14 protein-coding genes are annotated in these 16,641 nt (G+C 64.6%); 9 read left to right on the forward strand and 5 right to left on the reverse strand.

What is annotated here, in order from left to right; translation table 11 throughout:
- Positions 1-8 precede the first annotated feature (8 nt).
- Complete coding sequence (locus tag IT549_RS15505; protein WP_292974535.1) at positions 9-1,817, forward strand: AMP-dependent synthetase/ligase; 1,809 nt, start codon at positions 9-11, stop codon at positions 1,815-1,817.
- Positions 1,818-1,863: 46 nt separating this feature from the next.
- Here the strand turns inward: IT549_RS15505 and IT549_RS15510 are convergent, their stop codons facing one another.
- Both IT549_RS15510 and purD read right to left on the reverse strand, forming a co-directional pair.
- A complete protein-coding gene (locus tag IT549_RS15510; RefSeq protein ID WP_292974536.1) occupies positions 1,864-2,670 on the reverse strand; it encodes a helix-turn-helix domain-containing protein in 807 nt (268 codons plus the stop codon).
- On the reverse strand, positions 2,651-3,949 hold the full coding sequence (gene purD / locus IT549_RS15515) for a phosphoribosylamine--glycine ligase (RefSeq protein WP_292974537.1): 1,299 nt from the start codon (positions 3,947-3,949) through the stop codon (positions 2,651-2,653). The genes IT549_RS15510 and purD overlap by 20 nt, the downstream gene beginning before the upstream one ends.
- Here purD and xseA point away from each other — a divergent pair.
- The 3 genes from xseA to IT549_RS15530 are packed head-to-tail and all read left to right on the forward strand — an operon-like array spanning position 3,948 to position 6,463.
- The gene (gene xseA / locus IT549_RS15520) at positions 3,948-5,342 is read left to right on the forward strand and encodes an exodeoxyribonuclease VII large subunit (RefSeq protein WP_292974538.1); all 1,395 of its coding nucleotides are present in this window, start codon (positions 3,948-3,950) and stop codon (positions 5,340-5,342) included. The two genes, purD and xseA, sit on opposite strands and share 2 nt — an antisense overlap.
- A gap of 27 nt (positions 5,343-5,369) precedes the next feature.
- Positions 5,370-5,573 (forward strand): DUF2093 domain-containing protein, encoded by a 204-nt coding sequence (locus tag IT549_RS15525; protein ID WP_292974539.1) that lies wholly within the window; start codon positions 5,370-5,372, stop codon positions 5,571-5,573.
- A gap of 5 nt (positions 5,574-5,578) precedes the next feature.
- Entirely contained in the window at positions 5,579-6,463 is an 885-nt protein-coding gene (locus tag IT549_RS15530) for a M23 family metallopeptidase (protein ID WP_292974540.1), read from the forward strand.
- A 2-nt stretch (positions 6,464-6,465) separates the two neighbouring features.
- On the opposite strand, the gene IT549_RS15535 is transcribed toward IT549_RS15530, so the two are convergent.
- On the reverse strand, positions 6,466-7,092 hold the full coding sequence (locus IT549_RS15535) for a hypothetical protein (protein WP_292974541.1): 627 nt from the start codon (positions 7,090-7,092) through the stop codon (positions 6,466-6,468).
- Between the two features lie 210 nt (positions 7,093-7,302).
- Here IT549_RS15535 and IT549_RS15540 point away from each other — a divergent pair, with 210 nt between their 5' ends.
- The 3 genes from IT549_RS15540 to IT549_RS15550 all read left to right on the forward strand — a co-directional run bounded on the left by IT549_RS15540 (position 7,303) and on the right by IT549_RS15550 (position 11,864).
- A complete protein-coding gene (locus IT549_RS15540; protein WP_292974542.1) occupies positions 7,303-10,236 on the forward strand; it encodes a TonB-dependent receptor in 2,934 nt (977 codons plus the stop codon).
- Between the two features lie 84 nt (positions 10,237-10,320).
- Positions 10,321-11,466: an aspartyl/asparaginyl beta-hydroxylase domain-containing protein gene (locus IT549_RS15545; RefSeq protein ID WP_292974543.1), complete on the forward strand. Its 1,146-nt coding sequence runs from the start codon at positions 10,321-10,323 to the stop codon at positions 11,464-11,466.
- Positions 11,467-11,597: 131 nt separating this feature from the next.
- Positions 11,598-11,864, forward strand: a complete 267-nt coding sequence (locus IT549_RS15550; RefSeq protein WP_292974544.1) for a hypothetical protein — start codon at positions 11,598-11,600, stop codon at positions 11,862-11,864.
- A 6-nt stretch (positions 11,865-11,870) separates the two neighbouring features.
- On the opposite strand, the gene IT549_RS15555 is transcribed toward IT549_RS15550, so the two are convergent.
- On the reverse strand, positions 11,871-13,478 hold the full coding sequence (locus tag IT549_RS15555) for a tetratricopeptide repeat-containing sulfotransferase family protein (RefSeq protein ID WP_292974545.1): 1,608 nt from the start codon (positions 13,476-13,478) through the stop codon (positions 11,871-11,873).
- 91 nt (positions 13,479-13,569) lie between these two features.
- Here IT549_RS15555 and IT549_RS15560 point away from each other — a divergent pair, with 91 nt between their 5' ends.
- Together IT549_RS15560 and IT549_RS15565 are read left to right on the forward strand one after the other, a co-directional pair.
- Entirely contained in the window at positions 13,570-15,102 is a 1,533-nt protein-coding gene (locus tag IT549_RS15560; protein ID WP_292974546.1) for a putative 2OG-Fe(II) oxygenase, read from the forward strand.
- On the forward strand, positions 15,099-16,118 hold the full coding sequence (locus IT549_RS15565; protein ID WP_292974547.1) for an esterase-like activity of phytase family protein: 1,020 nt from the start codon (positions 15,099-15,101) through the stop codon (positions 16,116-16,118). The genes IT549_RS15560 and IT549_RS15565 overlap by 4 nt, the downstream gene beginning before the upstream one ends.
- Positions 16,119-16,154: 36 nt before the next feature.
- Here the strand turns inward: IT549_RS15565 and rpmB are convergent, their stop codons facing one another.
- Complete coding sequence (gene rpmB, locus IT549_RS15570; RefSeq protein ID WP_292974548.1) at positions 16,155-16,442, reverse strand: 50S ribosomal protein L28; 288 nt, start codon at positions 16,440-16,442, stop codon at positions 16,155-16,157.
- Between the last annotated feature and the right edge of the window lie 199 nt (positions 16,443-16,641).

Raw genomic sequence — 16,641 nt, forward strand, 5'->3', positions numbered from 1 at the left:
CGGTGCACGTGGTAGATATTTCGGACCCGCCGCAGAGCAGGAATCTTGTCGAACTTTTCCTGAAGCGCGCCGATGCCCGGGGGCAGGCGCCGTTCCTGTGGGCCAAGCAGGAAGGCAAGTGGCAGGCGCTGAGCTGGGCCGAAGTGACCCGGCAAGTCTGCTGTCTGGCCGAATCGCTGCGCGAAATGGGCCTGAAACAAGGCGACCGGGTGATGCTGGTTTCCGAAAACCGCCCCGAATGGTGCATCGCCGATTTCGCGATCATGGCTGCGGGCTGCATCACCGTTCCGGCTTATGTCACCAATACCGAGCGTGACCACCTGCATATCCAGGAGGATTCGGGCGCCAGCGCGGTGATCGTTGCCAATGAAAAGCTGGCCAAGCCATTGCTGGGCGCGGTGATCCGTTCGGGGATTGCCAAGCATGTGATCGGGATCGAACCGCTGAGGCTGACCCAGACCGAAGGGTACGAATACCACGCCTGGGCCGATCTGATCGCTGGCGACGGGGCAAAGGCGCGCCAGGCGGTCGACGCCCGGATGGCGGGGATCGAGCGCAAGGATACCGCCTGCCTGATCTATACCAGCGGCACCGGCGGCGCGCCGCGCGGGGTGATGCAGCACCACGGTTCGATCCTGATGAACGTCTATGGCGCGGCCAAGGTGCTGGCCGAGGATTTCGGGCTCGATGATGACGATGCCTTCCTTTCGTTCCTGCCGCTCAGCCACGCCTATGAACATACCGGCGGGCAGATGCTGCCGATCGGGGTTGGCGCGCAGATCTACTATGCCGAGGGCCTCGACAAGCTGGCCAGCAATATCGAGCAGACCCGCCCCAGCGTGATGGTGGTGGTGCCGCGCCTGTTCGAAGTGCTGCGCGCGAAGATCATGAAGCAGGTCAAGGATCAGGGCAGGCTCGCGAACTTCCTGATGGACCGGGCGATGGCGATCGGCGGGCACAAGGCGCAGGGCAAGGGCCGCTGGCGCGACAAGCCGATGGACCTGCTGCTTGAACGCACGCTGCGTCCCAAGATCCGGGGGCGGTTCGGCGGACGGATGAAGGCGATGGTTTCGGGCGGTGCGCCGCTCAGCCCGGAAGTGGGCGTGTTCTTCGAATCGATGGGGCTGACCATGCTGCAGGGCTATGGTCAGACCGAAGCCGGTCCGGTGATCAGCTGCAACCGGCCTGCGGCCGGCCTCAAGATGGATACCGTCGGCCCGCCGCTTGAAGGGGTTGAGGTCCGGATCGCCGAGGATGGCGAGATCCTGGTGCGCGGCGAGCTGGTGATGCACGGCTATTGGCGCAACCAGGCCGAAACCGACAAGGCACTGCAAGATGGCTGGCTGCATACTGGCGATATCGGCCATCTCGACGAAGCCGGTCGGCTGGTGATCACCGACCGCAAGAAAGACATGATCGTCAACGACAAGGGCGACAACATCTCACCGGCGCGGGTTGAAGGGTTGCTGACGCTCCAGCCCGAGATTGCCCAGGCGATGGTGGTGGGAGACCGGCGGCCCTATGTGGTCGGCCTGGTGGTGCCCGATACCGAATGGGCGATCGAATGGGCCCAGGCGAATGGCGAAAAGTTCGACATGAAGGCGCTGCAGGACCTGCCCGCCTTCCGCAGCGCGGTGCGCGCCGCGATCGACCGGGTCAACCAGGACCTGTCGGTGATCGAGAAAGTCCGCCAGTTCACGTTCGCCGACGAGGCCTTCACGATCGACAACGAGGAAATGACTCCCAAGCAGTCGATCCGTCGGCACAAGCTGAAAGCACGCTACGGCGAACGGCTCGACGGGTTGTACAAGGGCTGATCGCCGCTGAGGGGTGGCCTCTGTTCGAGCCGCCCGGCCCCGGGGGCTATTCCTCCCAGCGCGGGAAGCGTTCCAGCGGCGTCTGGCCGCGCAGGAAATTGCGCGGCAACGTGGCGGTGAGCGCCTTGAAATCACGGATGAAGTGCGACTGGTCGGAATAGCCGCAATCGAGCGCGATCGCGGTCCACGAGGCGCCCGGAACCAGCTCTTTCAGGTGCACTGCATGGGCGACCCGGCAGATCCGGGCAAAGTGCTTGGGGTTCAGCCCGGTCAGCTGCTGGAAGCGGCGCTGGAACTGACGCAGCGACAGCCCGGTCATTTCGGCCAGTTCCTGGATGCTGCCGGTACCGCGCCGCTGGCGTAGAAGCCGCGCGGCCTGTGATACCGGATCCTCTTCGCGCCGAGTGCCGACCAGGCTCTTGAACCAGCGGTCCATCGGTTCGGCCATCGCGGCGAAATCGTCGAGGGCCTGCAGGTGTTCGAAAAGGCCGGGCGGCAGCTCGATCGGCACGAAGCCATCGACCAGCGCGACCGGATCAAGCCCGAACAGCTGTCCGGCCGCAGCCGGTTGCAGCCGCACGCAGAAGGTGCGCATCGGCCCGCCGATATCCATGTCATAGCGGTGATGGGTGAGCGGGCCGAACAGACCGACCTGCGGCACCGGCAGGGCTTCGTCTGTATCGATGTCGATCAGCGAATGCCCGCCTTCGAGCACGATCTGGATGAAGCAGTTGGGCCGCGCCGGGATAACCCGGCGCTGCATCCCGCGTGCTTCCGAAATCGTGGTGCCCAGATAGCCGATCAGCCAATGCGCAAGGTCAGGATCGCCGCTTTCAACGATCGTGATCTTCATGGCCCCCGCGCTCCCGCAGCACTTCCCGCCAGCCGATATCGCGGCGGCAGAACCCGTCAGCGAAATCGATGGCATCGACCGCGGCATAGGCTTTTGCCTGGGCTGCGGTGACGTTCTCCCCAATCGCGGTGACGTTTAGCACACGTCCGCCACTGGCGACCAGCGTTCCTTGCGCCAGTGCGGTGCCGGCGTGGAAAACCTTGGCCCCCAGCGCTTCGGCCCGGTCGAGCCCGGCGATTGCCCCGCCCTTGGCCGGGGTGTCGGGATAGCCTTTGGCGGCCAGCACCACGGTCAGCGCGGTCTGCGGCGAAAGTCGGGGAACCGGGCGGGTCGCCAGGCGGTTTTCGGCCACCGCCAGCATCAGCTCGCCCAGATCGTCTTCCAGCCGCAGCATCAGGACCTGGCATTCGGGATCGCCGAAGCGGGCGTTATATTCGATCAGCTTGACCCCTTCGCGGGTCAGCATCAGCCCGGCATAGAGCACGCCCGAATAGGGCATGCCTTCCTCGGCCATGGCCCGCACGGTCGGCACCACAATCCGTTCAAGCGCCTCGCCCTCAAGCAGCGGGGTGAGTACCGGGGCTGGGCTGTAGGCGCCCATCCCGCCGGTGTTGGGGCCCACGTCGCCATCGCCGACCCGCTTGTGATCCTGGGCCGAACCGAACGGGACGACGGTGTGCCCGTCGGTCAGCGCAAAGAAGCTCGCTTCCTCACCTTCCATGAATTCCTCGATCACCGCCTCGGCCCCGGCGGCCCCGAACCGGCCGGAAAAGATCTCGTCGATTGCCTGCTCGGCCTCGGCCCGGGTCATGGCGACGGTCACGCCCTTGCCGGCAGCAAGGCCATCGGCCTTGATCACCACCGGAATGCCGAAACTGTCGAGCGCGTGGTACGCCTGAGTGCTATCGGTGGCACGCTTGAAACCCGCCGTGGGGATCTGGTGTCGCGCGCAAAGCTCCTTGGTGAAGGCCTTTGAACCCTCCAGCTGCGCGGCTGCCCTGCTGGGGCCGAACACCGGCACGCCGGCGCCGCGCAGGCTGTCGGCCAGGCCATCGACCAACGGCGCCTCGGGCCCGACTACCACCAGCCCGATCCGCTGTTGCTCACAGAAATCAAGCACTTGTGCATGGTCAGCCGGGTCCAGCGAGACCAGTTCGGCCTGCGCGCCAATCCCCGGATTGCCGGGACTTGCGAACAATCGGTCGCAAATCCGGGATTGCGCCAGCTTCCACGCCAGCGCATGCTCGCGCCCGCCCGATCCCAGCAGCAGGATATTCATGTCGCTTCCGCCTTACCCAGATGATGAACCCGCCGGGCTGGTAGCGAAGGATGCCGCGGGCGACAACGCCGCAGCGCTGTCTGTCAGCGAGATTTCTGCCGCGCTCAAGCGGGTGGTGGAGGATCGCTTCGGCTTCGTGCGGGTTCGCGGCGAGCTTTCCGGGGTCAAGCGCGCGGCTTCGGGGCACCTGTATCTGGCGCTCAAGGACGAGAACGCCCGGCTTGATGCAGTGATGTGGCGCGGCACGGCGCAGCGGCTGAACTTCCAGCCCGAAGACGGGCTCGAGGTGGTCGCGACAGGCAAGCTCACCACCTACCCGGGGCGGTCGAACTACCAGCTGGTGATCGAGCGGATGGAAGTGGCCGGCGAAGGGGCGCTGCTGGCGCTGCTGGCCAAGACCAAGGCCCGGCTCGAGGCTGAAGGCCTGTTCGATAGCGCCCGCAAACGGCCACTGCCGATCCTGCCGCGCGTGATCGGGGTGGTAACCTCACCGACCGGCGCGGTGATCCGCGATATTCTCCACCGGCTTGCCGACCGCTTTCCCAGCCACGTGCTGGTCTGGCCGGTGCTGGTCCAGGGCCAGGGCGCAGCCGAACAGGTGGCGGCAGCGGTGCGCGGTTTTTCGGCAATGGCTGGACCCGACCGACCCGACCTGGTGATCGTCGCGCGCGGCGGCGGTTCGATTGAAGACCTTTGGGCCTTCAACGAGGAAGTCGTGGTGCGTGCGATCGCCGAAAGCGCGATCCCGATCATCTCCGCAGTGGGGCACGAAACCGATACCACGCTGGCCGATTTCGCCGCCGACCTGCGCGCACCCACCCCTACTGCGGCGGCTGAACTGGCGGTGCCGGTGCGTGCCGACCTGGCTGATCAGCTGGCCGAACTGGCGCTGCGCAAGCGCCGCGCGGTGGTTCGCCCGCTGCAACTGGGGCGCGAACGGCTGGCCGCCCGGGCCGATCGCCTGCCCGCCCCCGCCGCGCTGCTCAGCCCGCATGCCCAGCGGCTCGACGAACTCACTGATCGGCTGCGGCGCGGTCTGGTTGATCGCACGCAGCTGGCGCGCGGTGACCTGCAGCGCACTGCCGCCCGCCTGTCGCTGCCCCTGATTTCGGCCCGTGCCGAACAGGCGCGCGGACGGCTGGACGGCCTGTCGCGGCTGTTCCAGTCGCTCGATCCCAACCGGGTGTTGCAGCGCGGCTATGTGCGGGTGACGGGCGCCGGCGGACGCACACTGGTCGATCGCGTATCAGCCGCGCAGGAAGCCGGGCTGACGCTGCATTTCCGCGATGGCGAGCTGGCGGTGTCGCCCGGTCCCGGCGCGCCGGTCCGTGCTGCGGCCAAGCCGAAACCAGCGGCACCCACCGATCCCGGCGCGCAGGGTAAATTGCTCTGAAAGCATTGTGCCGCTAAGCTGTCCGTCATGCTGATGAATTCCGCCGACCGCCCCGCTATGCTGTTCTACCAGCCCAACGGCTTTCGCGTGCTCAGCCCGGGCAGCCATGTAATCTGCGCGGTGAGCAGCGAGCCAGTGCCGCTCGAATCGCTACGCTATTGGTGCGTTGAGCGCCAGGAAGCCTATGCCAGCGCCGAATTTGCGACGCGCCGGCTGACCGACCAAGTCTGACCGAGATGATCGATCGCCGCCTGTTGCTGGCCGGAGGCGGCGCGGCGCTGGGTCTGGGCCTATGGCGCGCGCGCGGTCTGGCGGCGGAAGCACTGGGCTTTGACCCTGCAGTTGATTTCGCGCTTGCCGGTCAGATGACCCAGGGCGGCTGGGCGCGCGGCCGGGCGCCGCTGGGCACGCGGCTGCTGACATTCAACCGCAAGCCGGTGCAGATCGCGTCCGATCGCAGCTTCTTCATCGCGTTCGATCGCGATTCGGGTGCGCGTGGTGAACTTGTTGCGGAAATGGCGGGCGGCGCGATCAGCCGCGGCGGCTTCGCCATCACACCGCGCGCCTGGCAGATTGAGCGGATCCCGCTGGGGCCAAAGCCCGGCGCGCCACCCAATCCAGACTATGCCCGCCGCCGCGAGGGTGAGCTGGCCCGGATCAATGCCGCGCGCAGGATCGATCACATGATTGATGGCTGGCGGCAGAAGTTCCTCTGGCCGGTCTATGGTCGGCTGTCGGGCCGGTTCGGTTCGCAGCGGATCTACAATGGCGTTCCCGGCAGCTATCATTCCGGCATGGACATCGCCACCGGAGCCAGCGGTACACCCTTTGTGGCGCCTGCCGACGGGGTGGTGATCCTGGCCGCGGAAGCTTCGTTCTCACTCGAAGGGCGATTGCTGATGATCGATCACGGGATGGGGCTGAACAGCGCCTTCCTGCACTGTTCGGCCCACGCCGTGAAGGAAGGCGATGTGGTTCGTCAGGGCCAGTACATTGGCAAGATCGGCGCCACCGGACGGGCCACCGGACCGCACCTGCACTGGTCGATCAAATGGCGCGATTCCCGGCTTGATCCCCTGCTGTTCGTGGGGGCCCTGCCGCAGCGACCAGACGCAAAATAGGCTTACTGCACCCGCCGGACCTTGATTGGCGGCTGGCCATCAACCTTGGCCGCATAACTGCCGAAACTGGCGCGCTTGATCACTACCTTATCGCCTGCGCGCGGATCGAAGGCGAGCACATCGGTGCCGATCTGATCCCACACCGAACCATCCTCCATCGTCATCCGCCAGCGCCCGTAGTCGTACTGCCGGGCCGACGCGACGGTTGCTTCTATCTGATTGATTGCCTCGCCTTTTTCGCTTCCCAGCAGGTTTGTCTGCGGGATTGAATAGCCGAACAGGCCGCGTTGGACCTCTTCGACCTGCTTGCGATCGGCGACCACGACTTCGCCCGCGCTTTCAGCCTGGGCAAGCGAGGCCACCTGCTGGTCATAACAGGCCAGACGGGCAGCGTTGTCGGCGATCGCTCGGCAGGCGACCAGGTCCTTGAAGGCGCTTGGCGTCTCTCGCTTGGCAGGCTTCTTGTCCTTTGCTGCGAGGGGATTCGCCAGTGCGCTGACGACGAGTGTCACTGTAACAATCAGACTGCCAACAAGCTTTCGCATTTCGTATCCTCGTAACATCAAGTCATGCGTGCGCAATAAACACTCGAAACCCAAAGGCCCAAAGCAACATGCTGCCACCTGCATCACCCCCCTTGTAACAGGCTGTGACATTATGGCTACAGCCGCGAGAATTCTCGCGCTTTTGCGCCATCTTCGGCTTTACACAGGGGTTCGCGCGCGGCATGCGCGCTCTATCCGGGGGACCGTGCCGGTAGTGCGCCGTGCCTGTCTGCCTGGGAAACGCCCGGCAGGACCCTTTGTGGACCTGCCCTTCCGATCGGGGACTGAATACACATGAAAAGCTACTCGATGCTGAAGGCGAGCGTTGCACCCGTTGCTTTGGGTCTGACTCTCGTCGCTTCGCCTGCCTTCGCGCAGGATGCCGGCCAGCCGGCCGAGGATGAAGCTCCTGCCAAGGACATCGTCGTCACCGGCTCGCGCATCTCCAACCCGAACCTGACCGCGGTTAGCCCGGTCACGGTCGTGAATGCTGCCGAAGTCAAGGCGCAGGGTAACACCCGCGTTGAAGACATGCTGAACTCGCTGCCGCAGGTGTTCGCTGCTGACGGTTCGACCGACGCCAACGGCGCCACCGGTACCGCCACCGTCAACCTGCGCAACCTGGGCACCAACCGCACCCTGGTGCTGGTCAACGGCCGCCGCCTGGGCGCCGGTGACCCGACCGACCCGGCTGCCGACTTGAACTTCATCCCCGGCGCGATGATCCAGCGCGTTGACGTGCTGACCGGCGGTGCTTCGGCTACCTACGGTTCGGACGCTCTGGCCGGCGTTGTGAACTTCGTTCTCAACACCGACTTCGAAGGCTTCCAGCTCGACGCCCAGTACTCGTTCTACAACCACAACAACGACTTCGAGAACGCCAACTACAGCGCCGCTCTGGCTGCTCGTAACTATCAGCCGCCCAAGGGCAATCGGGCTGATGGCGCGACCAAGCAGGTCAACCTGACCATTGGCGCCGGCTTCGACGATGGCCGTGGCCACGTGGTCGCCTATGCCGGCTGGCGCAAGGTCAACGCCATCACCCAGGGTGATCGCGACTTCTCGTACTGCGCCTACACTGCTTCGAGCAGCGGCAGCTGCGGCGGTTCGTCCACCTCGGCCGTCGGTCGCTTCCGCCGTACCGTGAACGTCGGCGCTGGTTCGCAGCCGGTCTATTCGCCGACCGGTTCGAGCTACACCACCGATCCGGGCAACCCGAGCGGGTTCCGCACCTATTCGTCGGCGCGTGACGGGTTCAACTACAACCCCTACAACTACTTCCAGCGTCCGGACGAACGCTTCACGCTGGGCGCCTTCGCGAACTACGAAATCAATGAACACTTCAAGCCCTACCTTGAAGTCATGTTCATGGACGATCACACCCGCGCGCAGATCGCTCCTTCGGGCGCGTTCTTCGGCACCGACTTCTTCATCAACTGCGACAACGCGCTGATGGGTGCTGCCCAGCAGACCGCACTGTGCGGCGCCAACGCCGGCACCCCGACGATCCAGTCGGTCTACATCGGTCGCCGTAACGTCGAAGGTGGTGGCCGCGTCGATGACCTGCGTCACACCGACTATCGTATCGTCGCCGGTATGAAGGGCGACATCGACGACGTGTGGAGCTACGATCTGTACGGCCAGTACTGGCGTGCGATCTTGGCTGAGCGTTATGAAAACGACTTCTCGCGTCGTCGTATCAACAACGCGCTCAACGTCGTGATCGATCCCAGCTCGGGCCAGCCGGTCTGCGCTTCGTACCTCAACGGTTCGGACCGCAGCTGCGTTCCCTGGAACATCTGGACCCCGGGTGGCGTGACCCAGGCTGCAGTCAACTACCTGCAGACCCCGGGCTTCCGTTCGGGCCAGTCGACCCAGTACGTGGCTTCGGCCTCGCTCAGCGGTGACCTTGGCAAGTACGGCCTCAAGTCGCCGATGGCTGAAAGCGGGATGCAGGTTGCGCTCGGTTTCGAATACCGTAAGGAACGCACCGAGCTGACCAACGATCTGGCCTTCTCGACCGGCGATCTCGCGGGTCAGGGCACCCCGAACGGCGTGCGTGACATCGATGGTACTTCGGACGTGTCCGAAGCCTTCATCGAAGTGGCGCTGCCGCTGGTTGAAGGTCAGCCGGGGATCGAAACCCTGGGCTTCACCGGTGGTTACCGTTATTCGGACTACAGCCTGGCCGGCAAGACCGACACCTACAAGCTGCAGCTTGAATATGCTCCGGTCAAGGAAGCTCGCTTCCGTGCCAGCTACAACCGCGCCGTTCGCGCGCCGAACAACCTCGAACTGTTCAGCTCGCCGAACATCACGCTGTGGGGCGGTCGCGATCCCTGCGCGGGTGCTGCACCGACCGCAACGTTGGCGGCTTGCCAGCTCAGCGGCGTCACCCCGGCTCAGTACGGGTTCATCGATACGAATCCTGCCAACCAGTACGACCAGCAAGTTTCGGGCAACCTCAACCTCAAGCCCGAAATTGCTGACACGCTGACTCTGGGTGTGGTGCTGAACCCGCTGCCGAACCTGTCGCTGACCGTTGACTGGTACAACATCAAGATCAAGCAGCTGATCAGCACCTATGGTGCGAACTTCATCTTGACCCAGTGCGTCGGCGGCAACACCAGCTTCTGCTCGCTCGTGCATCGTGGTGGTGGCGGCTCGCTCTGGTACGGCGGTGGTTACGTTGAAAACCACACCCGTAACCTGGGCTCGGTCAAGACCAGCGGCATCGACGTGACCGGCTACTACAAGATGGATCTCGGCGAAAACTCGTCGCTGACCTTCGACTTGGTCGGTACCTACCTCAACAAGTACGACGTCACCCGCATCGTTGGTGGTTCGACCGTCAGCTGCGCCGGCATGTTCGGCGACAACTGCGGCAATCCGCTGCCGAAGTGGCGTCACAAGCTGCGTATGACCTGGGCCAACAAGTCGGGCTTCAGCGTCAGTGCCGCATGGCGTTACTTCAACTCGTCGGAAAACGACGACAAGTCGATCTACGTGCCTGAAGTGCACCACCTGCCGGCTGTCAGCTACTTCGATCTGTCGCTGAGCGCCCGCATCGCGGATCACTACACCTTCCGCCTGGGTGCGCAGAACCTGTTCGACAAGACCCCGCCGTTCCTCGACGGCAACTTCTCGAACAACGGATCGAACACCTACGCGCAGGTCTATGACTCGCTGGGCCGTTACGTCTACGCGTCGATCCAGCTGAGCTTCTAAGTTCAGCAGGACCTGCTAACGATTGGGGGCGGTGCGTCATCTGACGCACCGCCCCTTCTCTTTTCGGCCCCGGAGCATCAAGATATGGGTAGCGAACATCATGCCGCCGCTGACCAAGCCATGGCCCATGGCGACTTTCCCGGCGCGGTTCGCAGCCTTGAACAGGGCGCTGCCGCCGACCCGCAGGATTTCGATGCCTGGATGAAGCTGGCTGCCTTGCGTCGCCGGGGCGGCGACCTGGCGGGAGCCCTGGCAGCGGCCAATGCCGCGCTCGATGCCAGGCCGAATGAATTTATCGCCCTGCTGCTCAAGGGCAGTCTGCACGAGGCGATGGGGGATGCCGGCCGCGCGGCCGAAGTCTATCGCGCGGCGCTGTTTCATGCCGAAGGCCGAACCGACCTTCTGCCCCCTTTGCTTCAGCAACTGGACCGTGCGCGCGGGCTGCTTGAGCGCTATCGCCGCGATGTGGAGCACTCGATGACCGGCCTTGCTCAGCTTGAGCCTCGCCACGCTGCCCGGGCTCGCCGATTTCTCGACAACGTACTGGATCGCCGACCGATCTATCATCAGGCGCCGACCCACTACCACTACCCCGGCCTGCCCGATGTCGAATTCTTCGATTTCGACTATATTGAACTCAAGCAGCGGCTGCGCGATGCCTTTCCGGCTATCAAGGCCGAACTGCAGGGTCTGTTGGCGGCCCGCCCCGAACGGCAGCAACCCTATGTCGATTTCGAATCGGGCCAGCCGATGGCCCAGTTCGCCCCGCTCAACCGCAATCCTGACTGGAATGCCTTTCACTTGATCCGCTATGGCGAAGTCGATGCCGAACTTACGGCAGCTTGCCCCGCCACCATGGCAGCGATCATGGGGGGCGGGCAACCAGACATTGCCGGGCTTACCCCCAACCTGATGTTCTCATTGCTGGCGCCTCATACCCGCATCCCGGCCCACGTCGGCGTGGCCAATTTCCGGGTCGTCTTCCATTTGCCGCTGATCATCCCGGGACAATGCTTCTTCCGGGTCGGCAGCGAAACCCGTGAATGGATTGAGGGCGAACCGTGGGTTTTTGATGACAGTATCGATCATGAAGCCTGGAACGACAGCGATCAATTGCGGGTGATCCTGATGGGTGATCTGTGGCGACCGGAACTTGATGCAGGCGATCGCCAGGTGATCCGCGAGCTCATCAACGCGCAAGCCTTCAACTCTGATCTGGGCGCGCTCTGATCCAGCACCGGTGTACTGGTTCATAAATCGCATGTTCAGGGCCGCCCGAGCATGCTTCACAACTATAACCCGCCTTGGTATTGATGCGCGATTGGACCGTACCCCACTCGCGGCCAGAAGGAAATACGATGATGACCGTTTCGAAATCGCTATTGGCGTTTGCGCTGCTTGCCGCTCCGGTGGCCGTTCTGGCCGATCCGGCCGCTCCTGCTTCCACCAATGACGAAGCCAAGAAGGCGGACGGCGATCGCATGATCTGCCGAACCCAGAGCGAAACCGGCTCGCGCCTTAGTCGGAAGCGCGTCTGCATGACCGCGAACGAATGGCGCGAACATAGCTTCCGTCAGGGACAGGCACACGAACGCAAGACTGCCGAACTGCCCAAGGCGGGCAGCTGATCGCGCTCAGGCGTAACCGAACTTCTCGATCCAGGGCGCCAGGATCGGTTCAACTCCTTTGAGGTACGTCTGATAGCGGCGCCAGCCGCCGGAGCCATCGTAGAGCCCGCGCCGAACCTGCGTCGCACTGGCGGTCGTTACTCCGCGGCGTTGTGCCGTGCGATCGAAGCTGCGCAGATCCTCGCTCCAGTCGGCGCCAAGGAAACGGCACAGCCCCTGCGTCGTTTCATCGAACTCGCTGACCAGGCTTTCATACCGCAATTCGAACCAGTCGATTGGCAGCTGTTCGAGCGCAGCCTCGGTCACCGCCCAGCTTGCGGCATAATGGCGCGCGGTGTCTTCCAGCGTGGTGAATGACATTGTGCCGGCGTTGAACGCAAAACTGGTATGAAAGCAGCTCCACACCACATCGCGCGGATCGCGCCGCGTGATGATCACCTTTGCACCGGGAAACAGCCGGGCGATCGCAGGTAAACGCGGACCTTTGAATGGATCCATATCGACAAACAGCGCGTCCTGCAGATCACGTCCTGCAGCGCGGGTGGCTCGTTGCCAGTAGTCGGTCCGCAGGCGCGCCAACGTGGGCGCATCCGCTTGCGCCAGATCGGCAAGCCCCTCGTCACGTGAAAGGTATTCCTGATCGGTCAGACCCAGCGTCGGGCGTTCTTCGATCGCGACAGCGCCGGGAAGCGAAGCGAGGATGTTTTCTGCCAGTGTCGTGCCCGACCGCGGATAGCCGGTGAGGATCACGTGGGTTGCGGCAGCCCCTTCTACTGACGAAGCATCAGCCGGGCTCCATTCGCGCGGACGGGCTGAAGTCAGCCCCGCGGCGACCCGCGCGAGAAACCCGATCGAGCTGCCCGCCTCGTCGGCCAGCCGCTGCGAATGGAACTGGTGGAACACCTGCTGAGCGCGGGCATAGGCATCATAGGCTTCGTCGAAGCGTCCCAGCCCCTCAAGTGCATCGCCCAGCAGCGTCAGGGTGTTGACCATGGTATCCCGTGGTCCTTCATCGCGGGTTGCCAGCGGCTCTAGCAGGGCAACGGCAGCGTCGTGGTGCTTTTCCTCAAGGGCTACCTGGGCCAGGGCGTTTGCTGCAAGCAAGTTGCCCGGATCGATCCTGAGCGCATGTTCGGCCAGTTGTCTCGCTTCGGTGGAGCGTCCCTGGCGGGCATGGATCGAAGCCAGCGCGGCGAGTGCGATGGCGTTCTCAGGCTCAAGCCCAAGGGCATGCTCATAATCCCGGCCCGCATCAGCGATTGCCCCGCCCTTTTCAAAGCTCTGACCGCGTTCGTACCATGGGGAGGGCCAGCGGGGATCGATCCGGATCGCGTTCTCGAAGCAAACCACCGAAGCCTTCAGATTGCCTTGCTTGCGCTGCACCACGCCCAGCCCGAGATGGAGCGTCGGATCCTTAGGATAACGGGCAATTGCAGCGCGCAGCAGTGCTTCTGCTTCCTGGAAGCGGCCTGCTTCCTCATGGCTCCACGCCGCCAGATTGTAGAGGATCGCGTCTTGCTGCCCGGCGTCCAGCGCCTGCTCGGCCAGGGCGGCGGCGGCGGGGGTGTCGTTGCGGTCCAGTGCGGCGTCGATCTGTGCAAGGTATGTGGTCATGGAGCGCGCTTACACGCTGATCACACCAAATGCACCAAAAGGTCACTCAAAGGGGTTCGACAGGTCACCTGGCTGTGGCTATCCAGCCACCATGGCCACACTCGACCAGCTGCACGACCGTCTGACTCAGGGTCAGTTCGCGCGGATCGAGGATTGCTACCAGACCTGCCTCGACGCACTCGACTTTGGGCTGTTCGAACAGATCCTCGCCGTCATCATTCCGCTCACCGATGGCGAGCGCGCGCAGGACAAACTGGCCTGGCAGATTCGGGGGCTGGCGCTACGCGGATTGCAGGACAGTGCCGGTGCCCACCAGGCATTTGCCTGCGCCGCGCGCCTTGCCCCCCGCGACAAGCTGATCGCGCATTCGCTGGCCCGTAGCGCGTTTGAGGCGGGCTATCCGGCGGTCGAGCTGTTTGGGGAGGCCCGCGCGCTTGCGCCCAGCGATGCCGGGATCCTGCTGGGCGAGGCGGCGGCGATGCTGGCGCAGGGCCAGGGTGCCGAAGCTTGCCGGGCCTTGGCCGAAACGCTCGAAGCCAACCCCGGCTGGTTCGAAGGGCACAAGGCCTATGCCCGGATCAGCGCCATGGCCCTGCCAGAGGCCGATCGCCAGGCCAGCCTGCGATCCGCGCTGGTAAAGTATCCGCAGGACCCATCGCTGTGGCATTGCCTGATCGAGGCTGCGATGCAGGCCGATGACTATGCCCTGGCACACCAGTTCGTCGGCGAGGCCCGCACCGCGATCGGCGAGACGCCCGAGCTTGAGCGCGCCGAGGCGATCTGCCGCAATGAAACCGGCGATCCGGCCGGGGCCATGGCCCTGTTTCAGCGGCTGGCCCCACCGGCCAATGCCGCAGCCCTGGCGCATGTCCTGCGCTGCCTGATCCGGCTCGGCCGGTTCGATGAGGCATCGGCGCGGGCTGATCAGTCCTTCCCCGGCGATCAGGACCTGGCGCTGTGGCCCTATCGCGCGCTGATCTGGCGTGCGGCCGGCGATCCGCGCTGGCACTGGCTGGAAGGCGATGAACGGCTGATCGGCAGCTATGACCTGACCGGCTCGCTCGGCTCGCTCGATGACCTTGCCGACGTGCTGCGCGCGATCCACACCGGCACCGGACAGCCGATCGACCAGTCGGTGCGCGGCGGAACCCAGACCGATGGCAATCTGCTGGCCCGCGCCGAACCAGAGATCCGCCGCCTGCGCGCCGCCGTGCTCGAAGCGGTGCGCGCGCATGTCGCGCAGCTACCAGACCCGGTTGCAGGCCATCCCACCCTGCTGGCCCGGCGCGATCCGGTGCGGATCCAGGGTGCCTGGTCGGTTCGGCTGCTGTCGCAGGGCTTCCACGTCGATCATGTCCACCCGCAGGGCTGGCTCAGTTCGGCCTTCTATGCCGCGCTGCCCGAAGGCGAACAGGGCATCGCACGCCAGGGCAAGGCGCAGCATGGCTGGCTGACCTTCGGCGAATGCCTGAGCCTGCTGCCCGATTTTCCGGCCTTCCGTACGATCGAGCCCAAACGCGGCCACCTGGCGCTGTTTCCCTCGACGCTGTGGCACGGCACCCGGCCGTTCGATGCTGGCGAGCGGATGACCGTAGCGCTTGATATCGAGCGTCCGCGGCAATGATTGCCCGGCTTGCGCGCATGGTCGCGTTTCTATCGGCCCTGACCCTGCTGGCGATCACCTGGCTGCGCGAGACCCCGCCGCCGCCCAACCATGATCTGGCGCTGACGATCCTGCCGGTGCCCTTGCCCGAACAGCGCAACCTGGGGCCCTTCACCGTCACCGGGGCGTGGCAGCTGACCAGCCCCAACGATGACTTCGGGGGCTATTCGGCCTTGCTGCGCGGCTCTCCGGGGCGACTGCTGGCCTTTTCGGATCGCGGCATGACGCTGGAGTTTGCTGCTCCGGGATCGCCGCCGGGGCCGGTCCTGATCGGACCGGTGGCGCCGATTGCCTCGCCCTACAAGCGCAACCGCGATGTCGAATCGGTCGCCTGGGACGGACATACGAACTTCGCCTGGCTGGCGCTGGAAGGACGCGGTACGATCATGCGCGGCATGCCGGGGATGGAACCCGAAGTGGTCCGCACCGTGCCTGAATGGGCCGAATGGGGCGTCAACACCGGACCCGAAGCGATGGCCCGCCTGCATGACGGACGCTTCGTGGTGCTGTGCGAATGCCGTTCGAGCTGGTTCGATTCGATCAATCACCCGGGCTTTCTCTATGCGGGTGACCCGGCAGAGGGGGTGAAGGGCCAGCCGTTCACTTTCGCGGGCGCCGCTGGCTATCGCCCGACCGACATGGCCGAACTGCCCGATGGCCGGGTGCTGGTGGTGATGCGCAAGCTGCTGTGGCCGGCCCCGGCGCGCTTTGCCGGCAAGATCATGCTGGCCGATCCGGCCGGCCTGGTTCCCGGCAAGGTCTGGGATTCGATCGAGCTTGCGGACCTTGCCAGTCCCTGGCCGGTCGACAATTTCGAGGCGCTGGCGATCGAGCTGCTGCCGGGCGGGCGAATCGCCGCCTGGCTGATGAGCGACGAGAACGAGGCGGTGAGCCAGCGGGTGCTGCTGTGGCGGCTGGAATTCCGCCTGTCTGACCTGCCAGCCCGCAATCAGGCAAAACAAAAGGCGCCCGGCTGACCGGGCGCCCCTTGGCTGGCCGAAACGGCGCGCTGATTAAGCGGCGGCGGCCTTCTTCTTCAGCTCGCGCTTGACCTTCTGGGCCGCGGTCGAGAGCTTTTCGTCTGAAGTCTTGAGCAGCCAGTTGTCCAGACCGCCGACATGTTCGACCGAACGCAGGCCCTGGGTCGAAACCCGGAACTTGAAGCTGCGATCAAGGCCTTCCGACATCAGCGTGACGTTCTGCAGGTTGGGCAGGAAGACGCGCTTGGTCTTGTTGTTGGCGTGGCTGACGTTGTGGCCGATCTGGCGGCCCTTGCCGGTCAGTTCGCAAATACGGGACATGGCAAAACTCGCTTCGAAATTACGTTGCCCAAGGCGGGAGAAGGCGCGCGCATAGCGATTCACCCTTGCGGGGTCAAGGTATTGGTTGGTTTGATGCGCCAATTGCCTCGGCAATTGGCTTGCAACACCGGCCCGCTCCCGTGCTCCGAAGTCGCAAAACGTCCGGGGGACGTTTTGTCGGGGCGCCCCGACCACCCGC

The organism is Novosphingobium sp. (assembly GCF_020852455.1).
Lineage (GTDB): Bacteria > Pseudomonadota > Alphaproteobacteria > Sphingomonadales > Sphingomonadaceae > Novosphingobium.

Coding starts and splice junctions, on each gene's coding strand:
- IT549_RS15560 (WP_292974546.1), top strand. CDS start 13,570: ATGGCCACACTCGACCAGCTGCACGACCGTCTGACTCAGGGTCAGTTC.
- IT549_RS15530 (WP_292974540.1), top strand. CDS start 5,579: ATGATCGATCGCCGCCTGTTGCTGGCCGGAGGCGGCGCGGCGCTGGGT.
- IT549_RS15540 (WP_292974542.1), top strand. CDS start 7,303: ATGAAAAGCTACTCGATGCTGAAGGCGAGCGTTGCACCCGTTGCTTTG.
- IT549_RS15555 (WP_292974545.1), bottom strand. CDS start 13,478: ATGACCACATACCTTGCACAGATCGACGCCGCACTGGACCGCAACGAC.
- IT549_RS15525 (WP_292974539.1), top strand. CDS start 5,370: ATGCTGATGAATTCCGCCGACCGCCCCGCTATGCTGTTCTACCAGCCC.
- IT549_RS15545 (WP_292974543.1), top strand. CDS start 10,321: ATGGGTAGCGAACATCATGCCGCCGCTGACCAAGCCATGGCCCATGGC.
- IT549_RS15535 (WP_292974541.1), bottom strand. CDS start 7,092: ATGCAGGTGGCAGCATGTTGCTTTGGGCCTTTGGGTTTCGAGTGTTTA.
- rpmB (WP_292974548.1), bottom strand. CDS start 16,442: ATGTCCCGTATTTGCGAACTGACCGGCAAGGGCCGCCAGATCGGCCAC.
- IT549_RS15550 (WP_292974544.1), top strand. CDS start 11,598: ATGACCGTTTCGAAATCGCTATTGGCGTTTGCGCTGCTTGCCGCTCCG.
- xseA (WP_292974538.1), top strand. CDS start 3,948: ATGTCGCTTCCGCCTTACCCAGATGATGAACCCGCCGGGCTGGTAGCG.
- IT549_RS15565 (WP_292974547.1), top strand. CDS start 15,099: ATGATTGCCCGGCTTGCGCGCATGGTCGCGTTTCTATCGGCCCTGACC.
- IT549_RS15510 (WP_292974536.1), bottom strand. CDS start 2,670: ATGAAGATCACGATCGTTGAAAGCGGCGATCCTGACCTTGCGCATTGG.
- purD (WP_292974537.1), bottom strand. CDS start 3,949: ATGAATATCCTGCTGCTGGGATCGGGCGGGCGCGAGCATGCGCTGGCG.